This is a genomic window from Ensifer adhaerens (assembly GCF_002940685.1).
GTDB classification, from domain to species: Bacteria; Pseudomonadota; Alphaproteobacteria; order Rhizobiales; family Rhizobiaceae; genus Ensifer; species Ensifer adhaerens_E.
Genome location: NZ_PNFP01000007.1, coordinates 176,787 through 195,344, shown reverse-complemented (window position 1 = coordinate 195,344; position 18,558 = coordinate 176,787). Strand labels below are relative to the sequence as shown.

General features: G+C 64.1%; 17 protein-coding genes. 5 read left to right on the top strand and 12 right to left on the bottom strand.

Annotated features, from left to right (window positions below):
• Positions 1-111 precede the first annotated feature (111 nt).
• Together C1A35_RS15735 and C1A35_RS15730 are read right to left on the bottom strand one after the other, a co-directional pair.
• Positions 112-1,701, bottom strand: a complete 1,590-nt coding sequence (locus tag C1A35_RS15735) for an ABC transporter substrate-binding protein (protein WP_104665375.1) — start codon at positions 1,699-1,701, stop codon at positions 112-114.
• Positions 1,702-1,711: 10 nt separating this feature from the next.
• A complete protein-coding gene (locus C1A35_RS15730) occupies positions 1,712-2,392 on the bottom strand; it encodes a helix-turn-helix domain-containing protein (RefSeq protein ID WP_234822879.1) in 681 nt (226 codons plus the stop codon).
• Between the two features lie 210 nt (positions 2,393-2,602).
• Between C1A35_RS15730 and C1A35_RS15725 the strand changes: the two genes are divergently transcribed.
• From C1A35_RS15725 to C1A35_RS15705, 5 genes are all read left to right on the top strand, one after another.
• The gene (locus C1A35_RS15725) at positions 2,603-3,595 is read left to right on the top strand and encodes an ABC transporter permease (RefSeq protein WP_234822893.1); all 993 of its coding nucleotides are present in this window, start codon (positions 2,603-2,605) and stop codon (positions 3,593-3,595) included.
• 13 nt (positions 3,596-3,608) lie between these two features.
• A complete protein-coding gene (locus C1A35_RS15720) occupies positions 3,609-4,514 on the top strand; it encodes an ABC transporter permease (RefSeq protein ID WP_104665224.1) in 906 nt (301 codons plus the stop codon).
• The gene (locus C1A35_RS15715; protein WP_034799458.1) at positions 4,514-5,347 is read left to right on the top strand and encodes an ABC transporter ATP-binding protein; all 834 of its coding nucleotides are present in this window, start codon (positions 4,514-4,516) and stop codon (positions 5,345-5,347) included. The genes C1A35_RS15720 and C1A35_RS15715 overlap by 1 nt, the downstream gene beginning before the upstream one ends.
• A complete protein-coding gene (locus C1A35_RS15710; protein ID WP_104665373.1) occupies positions 5,344-6,084 on the top strand; it encodes an ABC transporter ATP-binding protein in 741 nt (246 codons plus the stop codon). Before C1A35_RS15715 ends, C1A35_RS15710 begins: the two co-directional genes overlap by 4 nt.
• Before the next feature lie 75 nt (positions 6,085-6,159).
• The gene (locus C1A35_RS15705; RefSeq protein ID WP_104665223.1) at positions 6,160-6,666 is read left to right on the top strand and encodes a GAF domain-containing protein; all 507 of its coding nucleotides are present in this window, start codon (positions 6,160-6,162) and stop codon (positions 6,664-6,666) included.
• Positions 6,667-6,692: 26 nt separating this feature from the next.
• Here C1A35_RS15705 and C1A35_RS15700 read toward each other — a convergent pair whose 3' ends face one another.
• The 10 genes from C1A35_RS15700 to C1A35_RS15655 form a co-directional block, all read right to left on the bottom strand.
• Positions 6,693-7,628: a ribokinase gene (locus tag C1A35_RS15700; RefSeq protein ID WP_104665222.1), complete on the bottom strand. Its 936-nt coding sequence runs from the start codon at positions 7,626-7,628 to the stop codon at positions 6,693-6,695.
• A 96-nt stretch (positions 7,629-7,724) separates the two neighbouring features.
• Complete coding sequence (locus tag C1A35_RS15695) at positions 7,725-8,177, bottom strand: RbsD/FucU family protein (protein WP_104665221.1); 453 nt, start codon at positions 8,175-8,177, stop codon at positions 7,725-7,727.
• A 128-nt stretch (positions 8,178-8,305) separates the two neighbouring features.
• Positions 8,306-10,690 (bottom strand): aldehyde dehydrogenase family protein, encoded by a 2,385-nt coding sequence (locus C1A35_RS15690; protein WP_104665220.1) that lies wholly within the window; start codon positions 10,688-10,690, stop codon positions 8,306-8,308.
• A 5-nt stretch (positions 10,691-10,695) separates the two neighbouring features.
• Entirely contained in the window at positions 10,696-11,709 is a 1,014-nt protein-coding gene (deoC, locus tag C1A35_RS15685; RefSeq protein WP_104665219.1) for a deoxyribose-phosphate aldolase, read from the bottom strand.
• Between the two features lie 171 nt (positions 11,710-11,880).
• Positions 11,881-12,612, bottom strand: a complete 732-nt coding sequence (locus tag C1A35_RS15680; RefSeq protein ID WP_104665218.1) for a DeoR family transcriptional regulator — start codon at positions 12,610-12,612, stop codon at positions 11,881-11,883.
• Between the two features lie 224 nt (positions 12,613-12,836).
• Positions 12,837-14,639 carry an aminopeptidase P family protein gene (locus tag C1A35_RS15675; RefSeq protein WP_104665217.1) on the bottom strand — a complete coding sequence of 601 codons (1,803 nt, stop codon included), beginning with the start codon at positions 14,637-14,639 and terminating at the stop codon, positions 12,837-12,839.
• Between the two features lie 25 nt (positions 14,640-14,664).
• On the bottom strand, positions 14,665-15,681 hold the full coding sequence (locus C1A35_RS15670) for an ABC transporter ATP-binding protein (RefSeq protein WP_104665216.1): 1,017 nt from the start codon (positions 15,679-15,681) through the stop codon (positions 14,665-14,667).
• Positions 15,678-16,691, bottom strand: a complete 1,014-nt coding sequence (locus C1A35_RS15665; RefSeq protein WP_234822878.1) for an ABC transporter ATP-binding protein — start codon at positions 16,689-16,691, stop codon at positions 15,678-15,680. The genes C1A35_RS15670 and C1A35_RS15665 overlap by 4 nt, the downstream gene beginning before the upstream one ends.
• Before the next feature lies 1 nt (position 16,692).
• Positions 16,693-17,562, bottom strand: a complete 870-nt coding sequence (locus tag C1A35_RS15660; protein WP_104665214.1) for an ABC transporter permease — start codon at positions 17,560-17,562, stop codon at positions 16,693-16,695.
• Positions 17,559-18,500 carry an ABC transporter permease gene (locus tag C1A35_RS15655; RefSeq protein WP_104665213.1) on the bottom strand — a complete coding sequence of 314 codons (942 nt, stop codon included), beginning with the start codon at positions 18,498-18,500 and terminating at the stop codon, positions 17,559-17,561. Before C1A35_RS15655 ends, C1A35_RS15660 begins: the two co-directional genes overlap by 4 nt.
• Between the last annotated feature and the right edge of the window lie 58 nt (positions 18,501-18,558).

The following is an 18,558-nucleotide window of genomic DNA, read 5'->3' as shown; positions in this document are numbered from 1 at the left end:
CCCGGAACTTCCAAAACAAACAGGTAGAAACACGTCGCCCCGGGCCGCAAAGGCCCAGGGCGTTTGATATGTGCGCCTTTTTTCATCGGCGCAAGGGTGATCGCCGGTCGATCAGTTCTTCTTCACCTGGCGGTAGAAGACGAAGTCGGAGGTCGCGCCGTTGACGTAGCCTTCGACCTTGTCCTTCATCGCGACCTGGGTCGCGGCCTGGAACATGATCACGATCGGCGACTTTTCCTGCACCTTGCGCTGCAGGTCGACGTAGAGCGCGTCGCGCTTGGCCGGGTCGGCTTCCTTGAGGGCCGCCTTGGTCGCTTCGTTGAGTTCCGCAGGAACAGCCCAGCCGTTACGCCAGGTGGTCGTCGACTGATACTTGTCGTCGGCGTTGTCCTCGTTATAGGCAAAGGCCTTGGCGTTCGAATGCGGGTCCATGAAATCAGGGCCCCAGTAGAGCAGCATGGCTTCGTGGGTGCGAGCACGATACTTGGTGATGACCTGGCTGCCGGTCCCCGGGATGATCTCGAAGTTGATGCCGGCTTCGGCGAAGGACGCCTGCAGCGACTGCGCCATGTCGGTGAAGGGCGTCGAGTTGATAACGTCGAGGGTCACCTTGATCGGCGTCTTGATACCGGCGTCGGCGAGGATCTTCTTCGCCTTTTCGACGTCGTAGCTGTAGGGCGTCTCGTCGAGCGAGCCCGGGAAGCCCTTCGGCCAGAAGGCCTGGTGCACGTCCATCTGGCCCTTGAGGAAGCTGTCCGTCATGCCCTTGTAGTCGACGAGGTAGCGGGCGGCTTCCCACACGGCCGGCGGCTGCAGGGCGGCGTCCTTCTGGTTGAACGACAGGAAGTGAACGGCTGCCTGCGGGTAGGATTCGACCTTCACGCCGTCCTTGCCTTCAAGACCCGAAACCTGGTCAGGCGTCAGGTTCTTGGCCATGTCGACGTCGCCGGTCTGCAGCATCAGCTGCTGGGTGGCGGCTTCGGCCACGTGGCGGATGATGACGCCCTTGATGGCCGGAGCGCCGCCGAAGTAGTTCGGGTTGCTCGCAAGGTTGAGCAGTTCGCCGGCGCGGAAGGCCTTGAGCACGAACGGACCGGTACCGGCCGAGTTGGCTTTCAGCCAGGCGTTGCCGAAGTCGCCGTCGGCTTCGTTGCCCTTGACGGTTTCTGCATCGACAACGGACGCCGGGCGGGCGGCGAGAACGTTGAGAACGAAGGCCGACGAGAAATCGCCTTCATACTTGATCGTGACCTTGTTGCCGTCGGCGGTCACCATCTTGTCGATGTTTTCAGGGGTCCAACCGAGCTGAGTCAGGATGAAGGCGGGCGCCTTGTTGAGAACGACGACGCGCTTGAAGGAATAGACGACGTCTTCGCCGCGCAGCGGATTGCCGGAGGAGAAGGTGACGCCATCGCGCAGCGTGAAGGTGATCGTCTTTGCTGCATCGTCGGCGGTCCATTCGGAGGCAAGCCCGGGCGCCAGCTTCTTCACGTCGGGCGCATCGTACTGCACCAGACGGTCGTAGGTCTGGGTGACGTATTCCCCCGAGGAGAACTCGTAGGCCTCGGCCGGATCGATGCTGACGATGTCGTCGATATTCTGGGCGACGACCAGCACGTCGGCCGGCGTTTCGGCGAGTGCGGCCGGCGCCACGCTCAACATCAGGGACGCCGCGAAGACCGCGGCCTTGAACATTCTCATCATCATTCTCCTATTTTCGATGAGGCTTGGTTTTTGTCGGTGCCGGCTTCGGGAGCGCCTGTGGCGCGCCGGTCTCGTTGGATTGGGAAGCGCGCAGGCGGAAGAGCGGCAGCGTGCCGGTCCAGATCAGCCGGACGGCTTTGTCTGTCTTGTTCCACCAGTAGTGCGGCTGGATACCGCGAAAATGCAGGCCGTCGCCGGGCGAAAGCATGGTGTCGTCGCCATCGAGCCCGAACAGGATCTCGCCCTCGAGCATATAGACAAGCTCTTCGCCCTCGTGGCTGAAGACCTCGGAGCGATGCCCCGGTGGAATGGTAATGACGAAGCTCGACAGCTGGTTGCCGGCAAAATCCGCGCCGATCCGCTCATAGGAAACCGGCGAACCGCCGACGGAAAACACCATGCGCCCCTCGGCGCGCGACAGCCCTGTGTCGATCGCCGGCGCCAGGATGAAATGATTGAGCTCGGCGCCCAAGCCTTGAGCGATCTGCGCCAGCGTGCCGAGCGACGGCATGGCGAGATCGCGCTCGATCTGGCTCAGGTAGCCGACCGAAACGCCTGCCGCGTCGCTCAAGGCCTGAAGCGTCATATGCATCTGCCGTCGACGCGCACGCACCAGCGCGCCCACCTTCGGCTGCCCTGCCCCGGACTTAGCCGAAGCGGCTTCCGTATCCTGCGACGGATCGCTCACTGCGGTTGCTCCTCCCGTTTCCGCCCCAGTAAAATTTTTTTGATTTAAGCAAACTTATTTATATACTCCAAGCGAATTTTTGCGCTATCGACAATTCAGACCGCAAGCGAGAAGGGATGGAATCGCCACGTGGCAAACGACAGCACGACAGCAGCAGCGCCCACGCGCCGCGCCGCCCGACCAAGCCGAAACAGGCAGCGTCTCACGTCCTTGGCAGGCTTCCTGATCACGCTTGCAGTGACCTTCCTAGGCCTGCTCGCCATCACCTTCTTCATCGGTCGCATCGTACCGATCGACCCGGTCCTGGCCGTCGTCGGCGACCGCGCTCCGGTCGCCGTCTATGAGCGCGTGCGTCAGGAGATGGGGCTCGACCAGCCGCTGATCACCCAGTTCGTCAGCTATGTCGGCGACGTTGTCACCGGCAACTTCGGCACCTCGGTTTCGACGGGAAAGCCTGTTATCGAGGACCTCGCCCGCGTCTTTCCGGCGACGCTCGAAATGGCGACGCTCGGCATTATCCTGGGCGTGCTGATCGGCGTTCCGCTCGGTGTTTTTGCCGCCGCCCGCCGCGGCTCCTGGCTCGACCAGGGCATCCGCGTCATCGGCCTGCTCGGCTATTCGGTGCCCGCCTTCTGGCTCGGCCTTGTCGGCCTCGCTATCTTCTACGCACGGCTGAAATGGGTCGGCGGTCCCGGCCGCGTCGATATCTTCTATGACGGCATGGTGTCGCCGGTCACGGGCCTGATCCTCGTCGACAGCATCATCGCCGGCGAATGGGAGATCTTCGGCAACGCCGTCTGGCACCTGATCCTGCCGGCCTCCTGCCTCGGCTTCTTCTCGCTCGCCTATATCGCCCGCATGACGCGGTCCTTCATGCTCGACCAGTTGAGCCAGGAATATGTGACGACCGCCCGGGTCAAAGGCGTGCCGGAGCGCCTGGTCATCTGGCGCCACGCCTTCCGGCCGATCCGCGTGCCGCTGATCACCGTCATCGGGCTTTCCTATGCCGGCCTGCTCGAAGGCTCCGTGATGATCGAGACGATCTTCTCCTGGCCCGGCATCGGCAACTACCTGACCGTCGCTCTGCTCAATGCCGACATGTCGGCCGTGCTCGGCTCGACCCTCGTGATCGGCGCGGTCTTCATCGGCATCAACAAGATTTCGGACGTGCTCTACCGCGTGCTCGATCCGCGTGCACGCTAAGGGAGGAGCGACCATGACCACATTTCGCGACTGGCTGATCGACGACAGCCCCGCCTCGCCGATGCAGGCCCGCCTCGGCCGCTTCTATCGCATCTTCGGTGCGCTGATGCGCAATCCGCTCGCCGTTGTCGGCGCCGTCATCATCCTCGTTCTGGTGCTGACCGCACTCTTTGCACCGTGGCTCGCCACCCATGATCCGCTGCGCCAGTCGCTCAGCGAACGGTTGCTGCCGCCAAGTGCCGCCCACTGGATGGGAACAGACGAGCTTGGTCGCGACATCTGGTCCCGCGTCGTCTACGGCTCACGCATCACGCTTGCCATCGTCACGCTGGTTGCCGTGCTCGCAGCCCCTGCCGGCCTGGTGATCGGCGTTGCCGCCGGCTACTTCGGCGGCTGGGTCGATCGCATCCTGATGGGCATCACCGACATCTTCCTGTCGCTGCCGAAGCTCATCCTGGCGCTTGCGTTCGTCGCAGCCCTTGGTCCCGGCATCGAGAACGCGATCATCGCCATCGCAATCACCTCCTGGCCCGGCTATGCCCGTGTCGCTCGTGCGGAGACGCTGACCTTCAAGAACTCCGAGTTCATTTCGGCAGTCCGCCTGCTTGGCGCATCGAGCCTCCGGGTCAATCTCGGCCATGTGCTGCCGCTCTGCACATCCTCGATGATCGTCCGCGTCACGCTCGACATGGCCGGCATCATCCTGACGGCTGCCGGCCTCGGCTTCATCGGTCTCGGCGCCCAGCCGCCGCTTCCCGAATGGGGCGCGATGATCTCGCGCGGCCGCTCGTTCATTCTCGACCAGTGGTGGGTCGCGACCATGCCCGGCTTTGCCATCATCCTCGTCAGCCTCGGCTTCTGCTTCCTCGGCGACGGCCTGCGTGACGTGCTCGATCCGAAGAGCGGGGAGCAACGCTGATGAGCAATCTTCTCGAAGTCGAAAACCTGCGCGTCACCTTCCCGACGCCCCGCGGTGATCTCGAAGTCGTGCGCGGCATCTCCTTCACGCTTGGCCGCGAACGCCTCGGCATCGTCGGCGAAAGCGGCTCGGGCAAGTCGATGACCGGCCGCTCGATCCTGCAACTCATCCGGGCTCCAGGCCGGGTCACCGCCGACAAGCTCGTCTTTGACGGCGTCGACCTCCTGAAGCAGTCCGAGCGGCAGATGCGCGCCATCCGCGGCGCCCGCATCTCCATGGTGATGCAGGACCCGAAGTTCTCGCTGAACCCGGTCATGACCATCGGCGAGCAGATCGCCGAAGCGCTGCTGACGCACCAGAAGCTGCCGCGCCGCGAGGTCAACGCTCGCGTGCTTACGATGCTGGAATCGGTGCGCATTGCAGATCCGGAACGCGTCGCCAAGCTCTACCCGCACGAAGTCTCCGGTGGCATGGGCCAGCGCGTGATGATCGCGATGATGTTGATCCCCGAGCCGGACCTTCTGATCGCCGACGAGCCGACCTCGGCGCTCGACGTTTCCGTCCAGGCCCAGGTGCTCGACATCATCGATGAGCTGGTCAAGCGCAAGGGCATGGGGCTGATCTTCATCAGCCACGACCTCAACCTCGTCTCCAGCTATTGCGACCGCATTCTCGTGATGAACACCGGCGAGGTGGTCGAGGAATGCAAGGCGGGCGAGCTGATGGCGGCCAAGCACCCCTATACGCGCGGGCTGATCGCCTCCATTCCGCGCCTCGATGAAACACGGGACGAGCTGCCGGTGCTCGACCGCAGCGCATGGGCCAAGGCATGACCGCGCTTTCTCTGAAAAACCTCGACATCTCCTATGGCGACGTGCAGATCACCCACGACGTCAATCTCGATATCGCCGACGGCGAGAGCTTTGCGCTTGTCGGCGAAAGCGGCTCGGGCAAATCGACCGTCTTGAAGGCGATCGCAGGTCTCGCGCCGGAATGGTCCGGCGAGATCACCGTGCTCGGCTCGTCCCGTGGCCACGGCATCGACCGCGCCTTCTCACGCCAGTGCCAGATGGTGTTCCAGGACCCCTATGGCTCGCTGCACCCGCGCAAGACCGTCGACGCCACGCTCGGCGAAGCCTTAACGATCCACGGCATCGGCGACCGCAACGCCCGGATCGAAGAGGTCATGACCTCGGTCGGCCTCGACCGCAAGTTCCGCTTCCGCTTTCCGCACCAGCTCTCGGGCGGCCAGCGCCAGCGCGTGGCGATTGCCCGTGCACTGATGCTGAAGCCGAAGGTGCTGCTGCTCGACGAGCCGACATCCGCGCTCGACGTTTCGGTCCAGGCCGAAATCCTCAACTTGTTGAAGCGCCTCCGACGCGAACAGAACCTCACCTTCCTGATGGTCACCCACAACCTGGCGGTCGTCTCCTTCCTCTGCGATCGCCTTGCCGTCATGCGCCAGGGCCGGATCGTCGAGATTGCCGATGTCGCCGACCTCAAGCGCGGTGACCTCAAGGATCCCTATTCGCGTGAGCTGATGCAGATCAGCGCCGCGCATGCCAACTAGAACGGGACTAGGAAAACGCGGGCGACATTTCGTCCGCGTCCCGCTCTAAATATCGAGCAACTCCAAGGACATAGCATGAACAGTGAACAGATCGCTGCCGCGCTGGCGGAATTCGACGCGGCAATTGCCAAGACCACCGATGCCGATGCGGTATGGACCGCATTGCAGACCCTTTGCCGCCAGGTGATCGGCGCCAAGCTCTTCACCATCATGACGGTCGACATGGTCAACGAAGTCGCCCGCCGGGCCTATACCTCGCATCCCGAGGAATACCCGACTTCCGGCACCAAGCCGATCCGCTACGACAGCTGGTTCGACATCGTGCACAAGGCGCACCAGACCTTCGTCGCCAACACCATCGTCGACATTTCCAAGGTCTTCGGCGATCACGAAACCATCTGGTCGCTCGGCTGTGGCTCGGTCGCCAACATTCCGGTTGTCGTCGGCGGCGAACTGCTCGGCACGGTCAACTGCCTTGACGTCGAGCATCACTACACGCCGGAGCGCGTCGCGCTTTCCAAGCACCTGGAAATGCCGGCAAAGCTCGCCTTCCTCGCCGCCGCGCGCGCCGAGAAGAAGTAAGCCAAACTCTCCAGGGCCGTCCGCGATCAGCGGGCGGCCTCGCCCCTTGCCAGGAACGCCTCGATCTCCGCAAGCGTCGGCATGGCAGGCGCCGTGCCGCGGCGCGTGACCGCAATGCCCGCCGTCGCGCAGCCAAACCGCACCGCCTCGACCGGCACAAGACCCCGCGCCAGTGCTGCGGAGAAGCCACCGACGAAGGCGTCCCCCGCTCCGGTCGTATCGATCACCGGTCCCGGCGCCATTGCTGGCACCAGCACCGACTGATCATGATTGTGATAGAGCACGCCGCGCGCGCCGAGCGTGATCAGCGCGGCGCCTGCACCCTTGGCAAGAAGCGCATCCCCGGCACGTCGTGCATCGTCGATCGAATTGAGCGCAAAGCCGACGATGGCCGCAGCCTCGGTCTCGTTCGGCACGATATAGTCTGTGAGCGGATAGATCGCATCCGGAAACGGCTCCGCAGGCGCCGGATTGAAGACCGTCACGACACCGGCAGCACGGGCGATTTCAAGCGCGCGCTGGGCGGCTGCCGCCGGCTGCTCCAACTGAGTGACGAACACGCGCGACGTCTCGATGGTTTCGCGCGCCGCCTCGACATCGCCGACGTCGATCGCACCGGCGGCACCCGGATAAACGATGATGGCGTTCTCGCCGTTCTGGTCGTTGACATAGATGAAGGCGGCACCGGTCGGAAGGTCGTCCATCATCACGATTTTCGTCGTGACACCGGCGTCCTCGGAGGTGCGCAGCGCCATGTCGCCGAATGTGTCTCGCCCGAGCCGTGAGATGAAGGTCACCGGACTGCCGGCGCGCGCGACAGCCACCGCCTGGTTCGACCCCTTGCCACCGGGGCCGACGGAGAACCCGCTGCCGATGATTGTTTCACCGACCGCAGGCATCCGGCGTGCCAGATAGGCCGTATCCGCAACGAAGATCCCAAGTATCGAAACGCCAGCCTTCATCGTCTGCACTTCCTCAAGAAATATCTGCGGCCGCGCAACGGACGCAACCGAATGTCGTTGGTTGAAAAGAGGCTCGGCGCGGCCGCGCCGAAGGCGTCACGCTGCGGGTGGAATGACACCCTTGGTGAGAAGGAAGCAGCCATAAAACCGGGTTTCGCCGGTAACGATGACGCAGTAGGTCTTTTTCGCTTCCTCGTAAAAGGCAAAACGCTCGATGCCGTAAAGCGGCGCCGACTTGCCCTCGGCCCTGTCCACCACTGCCTGAACCTCGCGCTGGACGACCGGAAGTTCATCCGGCGCGCCCATCACTTCCATCCGGCCGACCGAAGGCTGCAGCGGGGTATCGAGCGGCAGAACGGAGAGAACCGCCTCCATCGCCCGAGCCGCGGACACATTGTCGATCCGCAGCAGCTTGCCGATCACGGATTTACGCGCGACGGCATCGGCTGGAAAGTTCGTATCGACGATCGCCAGCGTGTCGCCATGCCCCATCGCGCGAAGTGCATGCAGCACGTCGGCATTGAGGGCGGGATCGATATTCTTGAGCATGCATTCCTCCTCCGGCGCCGGCGGCCATGCCCGGCGCAAATCTTCCTCTCGTGCGCAAGGGGAAGCCGCCTTCCCACGCCGCACAGGTGCCCGCGAGCCGGCTCCCTCCGGCCCGCGAGGAGGATCCTCTACTCGCCGTAGGGGATCCAGATATTCTTGACATCCGTCGCGCGACGCAGATAGGCGGGGCCCTCTGCCGCCTCGCGGTCCAGCCAGTTCGTCGCCTTGCCATAATCGACAAAAGTGCGCTTCAGGTTGCCGACCGAGAGTTTTTCGACCAGGGTCGAAAGCTCCGGCGAGCCGAATGCCCAGAGCGCGTCAACATCATTGTGGCTTGCCAGCGTCTTTGCCAGTTCGATCGCCGAACCGGTGACGATGTTGACGACGCCGGCCGGAACGTCGGACGTTTCCAGCACCGTGTAGAAATCCGTCGCCGCCAGCGGATGCGGCTCGCTCGGCACGACGACGACGCGGTTGCCGGTGGCAATCAGCGGCGCGACCAGGCTGATCATGCCGAGCAGCGGCGCTTCCGGCGGGCAGACCACGCCGACGACACCGATCGCCTCGGGTATCGCGAGTGCGACGCCGCGAAGCGGCGGCTGGTGGATCGCGCCTTCGTACTTGTCCACCCAGGCGCCATAGGTGAAGAGGCGCCCGATCGAAGCCTCCACTTCGGCCTTGGCGGTGGCCGCAGACGCACCCGTCATGTCGACGATGCGATCGGCGAACTCGTCGGCGCGGCCGCTCAAGTTCTCGGCGATGTAGTAGAGAATCTGCGCGCGGTTATGGGTCGTTGCCGCAGACCAGGCGGAGGCCGCTTGCGCCGCGACGACGGCGTTGCGGATGTCCTTGCGGTTACCCTCGCCGACCTCGCCGAGCACCTTGCCCTTGGGCGAAAGCACGTTGCGGTTATAGTTGCCGTCCGGCCGCGCCTGCTTGCCGCCGATGAACAGCTTGGCGGTGCGGTCGACATCAGGCATGGCGAAATCGCCGGCAACGGGTTTCAGTGCCGGCTCGGCAACGGCGGGACGCGGCTTGCGGCCGAGCCAAGCCTTCGGCTTCAGATATTCGTAGCAGCCTTCGCGGCCGCCCTCGCGGCCGAAGCCGGACTCGCGCTTGCCGCCGAAGCCGGCCGACGCATCGAAGAGGTTGGTGGCATTGACCCAGACGACGCCGGCGGCGAGCTTCGCCGCGACATGCAACGCCAGGCCGATCGTCTCGCTCCAGACGCTGGCGGCAAGGCCATAGCGCGTGTGATTGGCAAGCTGGATCGCCTCGTCCGGGGTGCGGAAGGTCATCGAGACGGCGACCGGGCCGAAGATCTCCTCGGTGGCGGCGATCGAGGTCGGCTGCACGCCGGTCAAAAGTGTCGGCGGATAGAAGCTGCCGCCCTTCGGCAGTTCGATCTGCGGTTGATGCAGGGCCGCGCCTTCGGCAACGCCCTTGGCGACCAGGTTTTCGATCCGCTGCAACTGCACCGGCGCGACGATTGCCGCCATGTCGATCGCCTTGTCGAGCGGGTGGCCGACGCGCAGCGTCTGCATGCGGCGCTTCAGCCGCTCGTAGAACAGCGGCGCAACACCTTCCTGCACGAGGATGCGCGAGCCGGCGCAGCAGACCTGGCCCTGATTGAACCAGATCGCGTCGACCACGCCTTCGACGGCACCGTCGATGTCGGCATCGTCAAAGACGATGAAGGGCGACTTGCCGCCGAGTTCCAGCGTTAGCGACTTGCCGGTCCCGGCGGTGCGCTCGCGGATCAGGCGCCCGACTTCGGTCGAGCCGGTAAAGGCGATCTTGTCGATATCCGCGTGCTCGACGATCAGCGCGCCGGTCTCGCCTTCGCCGGTCACGACGTTGAGCACGCCGGCAGGCAGCCCCGCGGCGGACGCGAGCTCGGCAAAGAGCAGCGCCGTCAGCGGCGTGAACTCGGCCGGCTTCAGGATGACCGTGTTGCCGAGCGCCAGAGCGGGCGCCACCTTCCAGGCAAGCATCAGGAACGGGAAGTTCCAGGGAATGACCTGGCCGACGACACCGACCGGAACCTGATCCGCAAACTCGGCTTCCTGCAGCTGCGCCCAGCCGGCATGGTGATAGAAATGGCGGGCGGCAAGCGGAACGTCGATGTCGCGAGTTTCGCGGATCGGCTTGCCGTTGTCGATCGCCTCGACCACGGCGATCAGGCGCGCATGGCGCTGGATCATACGGGCGAGCGCATAGAGATGGCGCGCACGCGCATGACCCGGCAGCTTCGCCCAGGCGCCTTGCGCCTTGCGGGCGGCTGCCACCGCATCGTCGACATCCTTGGTGCCGCCGAGCGCGACCTTTGCGAGCAGCTTGCCGGTGGCCGGCTCGTTCGTCTCGAAGGTCTTGCCCGAAGCGGAAGCAACGAAGGCGCCGTTGATGAAGTGGCCGAATTCACCCTTGTGACGGGCCAGCCACTGGCGGGCTTCCGTGTCGGCTTCGGGTGCTGGACCATAGGACATTTCGTCAAAATACCTTGCGACAGTCATCGGGATCATCCAATCGGGTGTCGGTTGAGGGCCGAGTAGGCGCCGGTCACGTGATGCTCGAGCTGGCGCTCAATGTCGGCGAGCAGGCTCGATGCGCCGATGCGGAAGAGATCCGGTTCGAGCCATTCGCGACCAAGCTCGTCCTTCATCAGGAACTGGTAGTTCAGGATGTCCTTGGCCGCCGAGATACCGCCGGCTGGCTTGTAGCCGACCTTGAGGCCGGTTTGCTCCTGATAGGCGCGGATCATGCGCAGCATGACGAGCGTCACCAGCAGGGTGGCATTGACGCCTTCCTTGCCGGTCGAGGTCTTGATGAAATCCGCACCCGCCATCATGCAGACGAGCGAGGCGCGCGCGACATTGCGCAGCGTCTTCAGGTCGCCCGTCGCCAGGATCGCCTTCACATGGGCGTCACCGCAGGCCGCGCGGAAGTCGCGCATCTCGTCGTAGAGCGCCTGCCAGTTGCCGGTGAGCACATGCTCGCGGGTGATGACGATGTCGATTTCCTTGGCGCCATCGGCGACCGAAGCTTCGATCTCGCGCAGCTTGACGTCATGCGGAATGAGGCCGGCCGGAAATCCGGTGGATACGGCCGCAACCGGGATGCCGGAGCCATCAAGGGCTTCGACGGCGGTCGAAACGAAGCGATGATAGACGCAGACCGCACCCGTCGTGATGCCGCGACCGCCCATGCCGAGCGCATCGAGAATATCCTGGCGCACCGGTTGGCGTGCCTTGGCGCAGAGGCGCTTGACGCGCTCGGTCGTGTCGTCGCCATTGAGCGTCGTGAGGTCGATGCAGGTGACGGCCTTCAAGAGCCAGGCCGCCTGTGCGTCCTTCTTCACCGTGCGGCGGCCCGGCAGCGTCGCGACGCGGCGCTCGGCGGCCGACAGGTTGACGCGCTGATCCAGCACCCAGCCGAGATCGAGATCGATGCCGTTGTTGCGCGGCCAGTTGTGGCCCGCCGGCGGCGAATGCGCGGCCTTCGGCGCGCCAGTTTTCACAGCAAGGTCTTCCAAGCGATGACTCCTTGAACTCCCGTCACGACCCAACCTCACTCGGGCTGGCCGCCGAGATTTCATTTTGTTATTTTTCTATCGAATTTTTGTGACTATTCCATCAACAATCAGCAGAGTCAAGCAAGACCTACAGCTTTTGATGATTTCTTAACACGTCCGCAACGACCGACATCACGGGCCGGGAAGCTGTGTTTCGCCCTCTTCGGTAATGATAGAGCGAAAAACGCCGATTGGCGCGAAAAAAGCCGGCTTCAGCTTGCCGATCTTGCTGAGATCGACAACCAGATGGCTCTCACGCGCCAGCGAAATGACCTTCTGCTTCACCGACACTTCGTGGAAATGGACACAGGTTGCGCCACGGGCCGGATCGACGCCTGCGGCCGACAGGAAAGCAACATTGATGCCGAGCAAATCGAGCGTCTCCAGGCCGGAATTGCCGGAAAAGGATGCCGATGAGGAATGATAGACACCGCCAAGCATGACGATGCGGACATTGGGCTTGTGCGTCAGTTTCTGCGCCACGTTCAGCGAGTAACAGACTGCCGTTATTGAATAATTTTCTGGGATGAGATCGACGAGATATTCGAGCGTGGTACCGCAATCGACGAAGATCGTCTCGTCCGGGCGAATGTGGCGGGCCGCATGCACGCAGGCGTCGCGCTTGGCAGCCGCATGGCTGTCGGCCTCGCGTGCCAACTCATAGGGCGCATCGCCTTCGACCTCTGAGGCCGGCACGATATGTCCGCCGAGAAAGGCGAACTGACCGGGGTTGTCGGCGACATCGCGCCGAACCGTCATTTCCGAAACGCCAAGCAGGGCGGCGGCATCACGCAGGTGAAGGACGCGGCGCCCGGAAAGCGCGTCGGCCAGTTGAATGATGCGGGCTGTCTTGCGGCTGACCATGGTCTCTTCCGTGCAGGAGCGTTCCGGAGCCACATAGGCCCCCCGTAACAATCTCTGTGAGAAATATCACAATCCGCATCGTGCAAGCAAGAGGAGTCACATTGGATGAGAAGGCAGCGCACGCCGACTGCCGGCGCGCAGCATTCTCAGAACGAAGAACGGCGGACCCATCGCCCGCCGTTCCATTGCCGTCCTTCACAAGCGCAGAAGGGCTGCCGGGAACCTCAGGTTCCGATCGGCGCCGTGCGCTCGGCCAACCAACCCACGACTTCCTCATCGAGCAGATCGTCCAGCTCCTGCGCGACGCGGCGATGGTAGCCATCGAGCCATGTCCGCTCCGTGGTCGTCAGCAGATCGAGATCGGCCAGCCGCAAGTCGATCGGCACCAGGGTCAGGCTGCGGAAGCTGAGGAACCCGTCGCCATCGTCCACCACCTCCACCTGGTTCTCGATGCGGATGCCGTAGGCGCCGGCCTTGTAGTAACCCGGCTCGATCGTCGTCACCATGCCCGGCTTCAGCTCGATCTCGTTGACGCGGCGATCGAAGCGCTGCGGCTGTTCGTGGACCGACAGGAAGTGGCCAACGCCGTGGCCGGTGCCGTGGTCGTAATCCAGCCCGAGGTCCCAGAGCGGGCGGCGGGCAAAGGCATCGAGCTGGTGGCCGAAACTTCCCCTCGGGAATTTCAGCGACGCCAGGGAGATCAGCCCCTTGAGCACTGCCGTATAGGCGCGCCGGATCTCCTCGCTGACCGGGCCGATCGCCGTCGTGCGCGTCGCGTCGGTGGTGCCGGTCAGATACTGCCCGCCGGAATCGAGCAGATAGACGCCGCCGTGACGGATCAGCCCATTGCTCGCCTCGGTGGCCGCATAGTGGCACATCGCGGCATGACCGTCGGCCGCCGAAATCGAACGGAAGCTCGGCTCGACGAAGCTCTCGGCCATCTGCCGGAAACCGAGGATGCGCTCCTCCGCTTCCAGTTCCGTCACGGGTCTGCCGCTCGCGTCCCGCTCGGCGGCGTGCCGTTCGAGCCAGGCGAAGAAGCGAACCCAGGCCGCACCATCGAGCCGATGGCAATCACGGAAGCCGGCAAGCTCCGTTTCGTTCTTGTGCATCTTGGCGAAAGTAATCGGGCTTCTGGCAAGCTGCACCCTACCGGCGGCAGCCCGCGTGGCATGGGCCGTCGCCGACGGGGCGAAGCCCGGATCGATCAGCGCCGTGCGCCCCGCCGCCATCGCCTTGACGCGGTCGAGCAACTGGCCGGGCTCGGCGATAGTGACATCGTCCAGTTCGAAGTCGGAGAGGTCGTTCGGCAGCTTGCGATGATCGACCAGCCATTCCGTTTGCCCGGCGCGGTCGAAGATCAGGAAGGATTGCGGCATCGGATTGAAGGCGACGTCACGGCCCCGGACATTGAGGAACCAGGCGATGTTGTCCGGCTGTGCCTCGATCAGCAGGTCCGCCCCCTGCTCCGCCAGCATGGCGGCGATGCGACGCTTCTTCTCGGCAACGCTTTCGCCGGCATTGGCGACCGGAAAGGCCATGATCTTGCCGAGCGGCTTTTCCGGCTGGTCGGTCCAGATCGCATCGACGAGGTCCTCGTCGACAGGCGACCAGAGGCCGCCAGCCAGCTCGACCGAACGGCTGCAATCCGCATCCCAGGTGGATGGCAAAAGCATGGCGTTGAAACCGACACGTTCGCCCTTGCGCAGGTTGTTCTTCAGCCAATCCTTGAGCGGCGCATCATAGAAGTGTTCGATCGCGAAGGTGCCAAGGTCCACTTCGTCACGCACCTGCACCTGGTAGCGGCCATCAACGAAGATCGCTGCACGATCGCGCATGACGATCGCCACGCCGGCCGAGCCGGTGAACCCGCTGACGAAAGCCAGGCGATGGTCATGCGGCGCGCAATACTCGCCCTGATGTTCGTCGAAGCGCGGCACGACGTAGCCGTCGAGCCCGGTTTCCGCAAGCTTGCGCCGCAGCGCGCCGATGCGGCCGGAGACGTCCGGCCTTGCTCTCGTATCCATGATGTCTTTCCTATCGAGTAGAGTTTCAGGCGTCGCCGATGGTCTCGGCAAAATGGCAGGCGGTCATGCCCGATCCGACCGGGCGCAGCGCCGGCTTTTCGCGGCGGCAGCGTTCGGTCGCGTGCGGGCAGCGCACGTGGAAGGGGCAGCCGGGCGGGATGGCGAGCGGGCTCGGCAGTTCACCCGACAGCGCCGGGGCGCGACGCCGGGCACCCGGATCGAGCGAAGGTGCTGCCGCCAACAAGCCCTTGGAATAGGGATGCATCGGCTTTGAAAACAGCGCCTCCGACGGGCCGATCTCGACAATGGCGCCGAGATAAATGACCGCAACGCGATGTGAGACGTGGCGCACGAGCCGAAGATCATGCGCGACGAACAGCACCGTCAGGCCCAGCTCGTCCTGAAGCTCGATCAAGAGATTGACGACCTGGGCCTGGACCGAAACGTCGAGCGCCGAGACGAGTTCGTCGGCGACGAGGCAGGTCGGCTCCAGCGACAGCGCCCGCGCAATGCCGATGCGCTGACGCTGGCCGCCCGAGAATTCGTGCGGATACTTGTCGGCGGCGCCTTCGGGCAACCGCACCAGATCCAGCAACTCGTCGACCCTCCGGTCGACCTCAGCCCCCTCGCTCATGCGATGCACCGTGATCGCCTCCCGAAGGGTATCGCGCACGGTCATGCGGGGATTGAGCGAGGTATAGGGGTCCTGGAACATCATCTGGACCCGCCGGTTATAGGCCCGTCGCCGCGCCCCCTTGAGACCGACGACACTTTCCCCCTCGAAGAGGATATCGCCTGATGTCGGCCGGTGCAGGCCGGCAATCAGGCGCGCGAGCGTGGACTTGCCGCAGCCGGATTCGCCGACGATCCCGAGCGTTTCGCCGGGCATCACGTCGAGGTCGATGCCGTTGACCGCCGAGACGACCTGTTGCGGGCGCCGCGCAAGCGTGTCGGACAGCGAGCGTCGCTTCTCGAACTGGATCGACAGGGCGCGCAGCGAGAGCAAGGGCGTCGTACTTGCGTGAACCGGAGTGCTGGTCATTGCGCCGCCTCCCGCGGTCCGAAATGCGCTAGGGCATCCTCAAGATGATGGCAGCCGACCAGCCGCGACGAACCGATTGCTTCGAGTGCAGGCCGCACGTCGGGACATTCGCGTCCTGCGACCGGACAGCGGGCGCTGAAGGCGCAGCCGGGCGGAAGCGCGTTCAACGCCGGCGGAGCGCCGGGGATCGAATAGAGCGGGGTTCGCGGCGCGACGTCGCGCGGGATCGAGCGCAGCAACCCCAGGGAATAGGGATGGCGCGCATCGGCGATCACATCCGTCGTCGTACCGACTTCGCAAAGCCTGCCACCATACATGACGGCCACGCGATCGCAGGTTTCGGCAACGACGCCCATGTCGTGGGTGACGAGGATCACCGCCATGCCGAGGTCGCGGCTGAGCGCCTGGATGAGCCTGAGGATCTGGTCCTGGATGGTGACGTCGAGCGCGGTCGTCGGCTCGTCCGCCAAAAGCAGTTTCGGATTGGACGCAAGCGCGATCGCGATCATCACCCGCTGGCGCATACCGCCGGAGAACTCGTGCGGGAAATCGTCGAGACGGTTGCGCGCTCCGGGGATGCCGACGAGATCGAGCAATTCGATTGCCCGAGCCTTCCGCGCTTTGGCATCGAGATCCGTATGGGCCACTAGATTTTCCTGGATTTGCAGGCCGACCGTGAGCAGCGGATTGAGCGACGACATCGGCTCCTGGAAGATCATCGCGATCTCGCGGCCGCGGATGCGGCGAAGCCGCGCCTCGTCGAGCAAAACGAGATCCTGGCCGTTCCAGAGGATTTCGCCGGCGACATGGCCGCGCGGCCTAATGATGCCGAGGATCGAACGCAGCGTGATGCTCTTGCCCGAGCCGGATTCGCCGACGAGCCCAAGGATTTCACCCTGCCCCACCTGAAACGAGACGTCGTCGACCGCGACCAGCGGCCGTTCGCGCGGGCCGAACTCGGTCCGAAGGTGCCGGACGTCGAGCACGACCGCTTTTTCTGTGCTTTCCATCTCAGCGCCCTTTCGGTCGAAGTAGGTCGGCAAGCGCATCGCCGACGAGGCTGAAGCCGAGCCCGGTCAAGACGATGGCGATGCCCGGCATCAGGCTCATCCACCAGGCCGTCATCAGGAAGTTGCGGCCTTCGGCGATCAGAACGCCCCATTCGGCAGCCGGCGGCTGTGCGCCAAGGCCGAGATAACCGAGCGACGAGCCGAGCAGGATCGCGAGCGCCATGTCGGTCATCCAGTAGACGAGGATCGGCGAGATCGCATTCGGCAGCAGGTGGCGGAAGATGATGCGGCGATCGGAGTAACCGAGCACCCGGCCGGCGGCGGCATAGTCGTTGGCCTTCTGCGCCATGATTTCGGCCCGGGTCAGCCGGGCGTAATAGACCCAGTTCACCGCGGTGATCGCCACATACATGTTGACGAGGCCGGGGCCGAGCACGGCGACGATCGCAATCACCAGCACCAGGAAGGGAAAGGTGATGATCGCATCGACGCAGCGGCCGAAGATGACGTCGGCAATGCCGCCGTAATAGCCGACGAAGGCACCGACGGTGAGCCCGATCAGGAGCGCGAAGATCGTCGCGAAGAAGGCCATCTGCATGTCGACGCGATAGGCCCAGATCACCCGCGAAAGCACATCGCGGCCGAAATTGTCGGTGCCGAAGGGATGCTTCAGGCTCGGCCCCTGCTGAATCGCCTGGAGATCGAAGGCGAGCGGATCGTAGGGCGCAAAGAGCTGAGGAAAGAGGGCGAACGCCAGCGACAGGCCGAGGATGGCGATGCCGATCACGAAGGACGGACGAGCAAAGGCGCGCGCCAGAAAGGCGGCGAGCCGTCCCCGCGTCCGCGAATGAGATTGCGTGATCGCGTTCATGATTGGCGAAGCCTCGGATCGAGCCAGGATTGCACGACGTCCGTCAAGAGGAAGACGACGGAGACGAGCACGGCGAAGGTGAGCGTCAGCCCCTGGATCAGCGGATAATCGCGGGCAAAGATCGCCTCCAGCATCAGCCGGCCGACGCCGGGAATGGCAAAGACGGTCTCGGTGACGAGCGTGCCGCTCATCAGGTTGCCGATCGACAGGCCCAGCAGCGTCACCGTCGAGACGAGCGCATTGCGCAGCACGTGCCGGGTCATGATGATGCGCGGCGACAGGCCCTTGGCGCGGGCGAACTGCACGTAGTCGGCGTCGAGCACTTCAATGAGCGACGCCCGCAGATTGCGCAGGATGATCGCCGACGTATAGAGCGCGACGCTCAAGGCCGGCAGGATCAGGTGGTAGAGATTGGCGAGAAAGCTCTTGCCGTAGCCGCCGACCGGAAACCAGCGCAGCTGCGCGGCAAGTACGGTCAGGAGCAGCAACCCGATATAGAACACGGGCATCGAGAGGCCGACCTGAAAGACACCGCGGATGGCAACATCGACGGGGCTGTTGACGCGCGATGCCGCAAGGAAAGCAAGCGGCCCGGCGAGCAAGATCGCGAGCAAGACCGAATAGAGCGCCAGGAAGATGGTCGTCGGCAGGCGACTGAGAATGACCTCCGTCACCGGCGCCTTCAGCATGATCGAACGGCCGAGATCGCCCGTCAGCGTGTTCTTGACGAAGACGAGGAACTGCATCGGCAGCGGCTGGTCGAGACCGAGATTGTGCCGGATCTGTTCAAGCTGGGCATCGGTCGCCTTGGCTTCGGCCATGGCGATCGCCGGATCGCCCGGCAGGAGGCGCACGAGCAGGAAGATGAAGATCATCACCAACAGGAACGTCGGGATGATCTGCAACAGCCGGGCCACGAGATAGGAAAGTGAGGGCATGATTCCAACCTTCAACGGAAAACCGGACGGCCTGCCGCCCGGTTCTCTCAGATCGTTC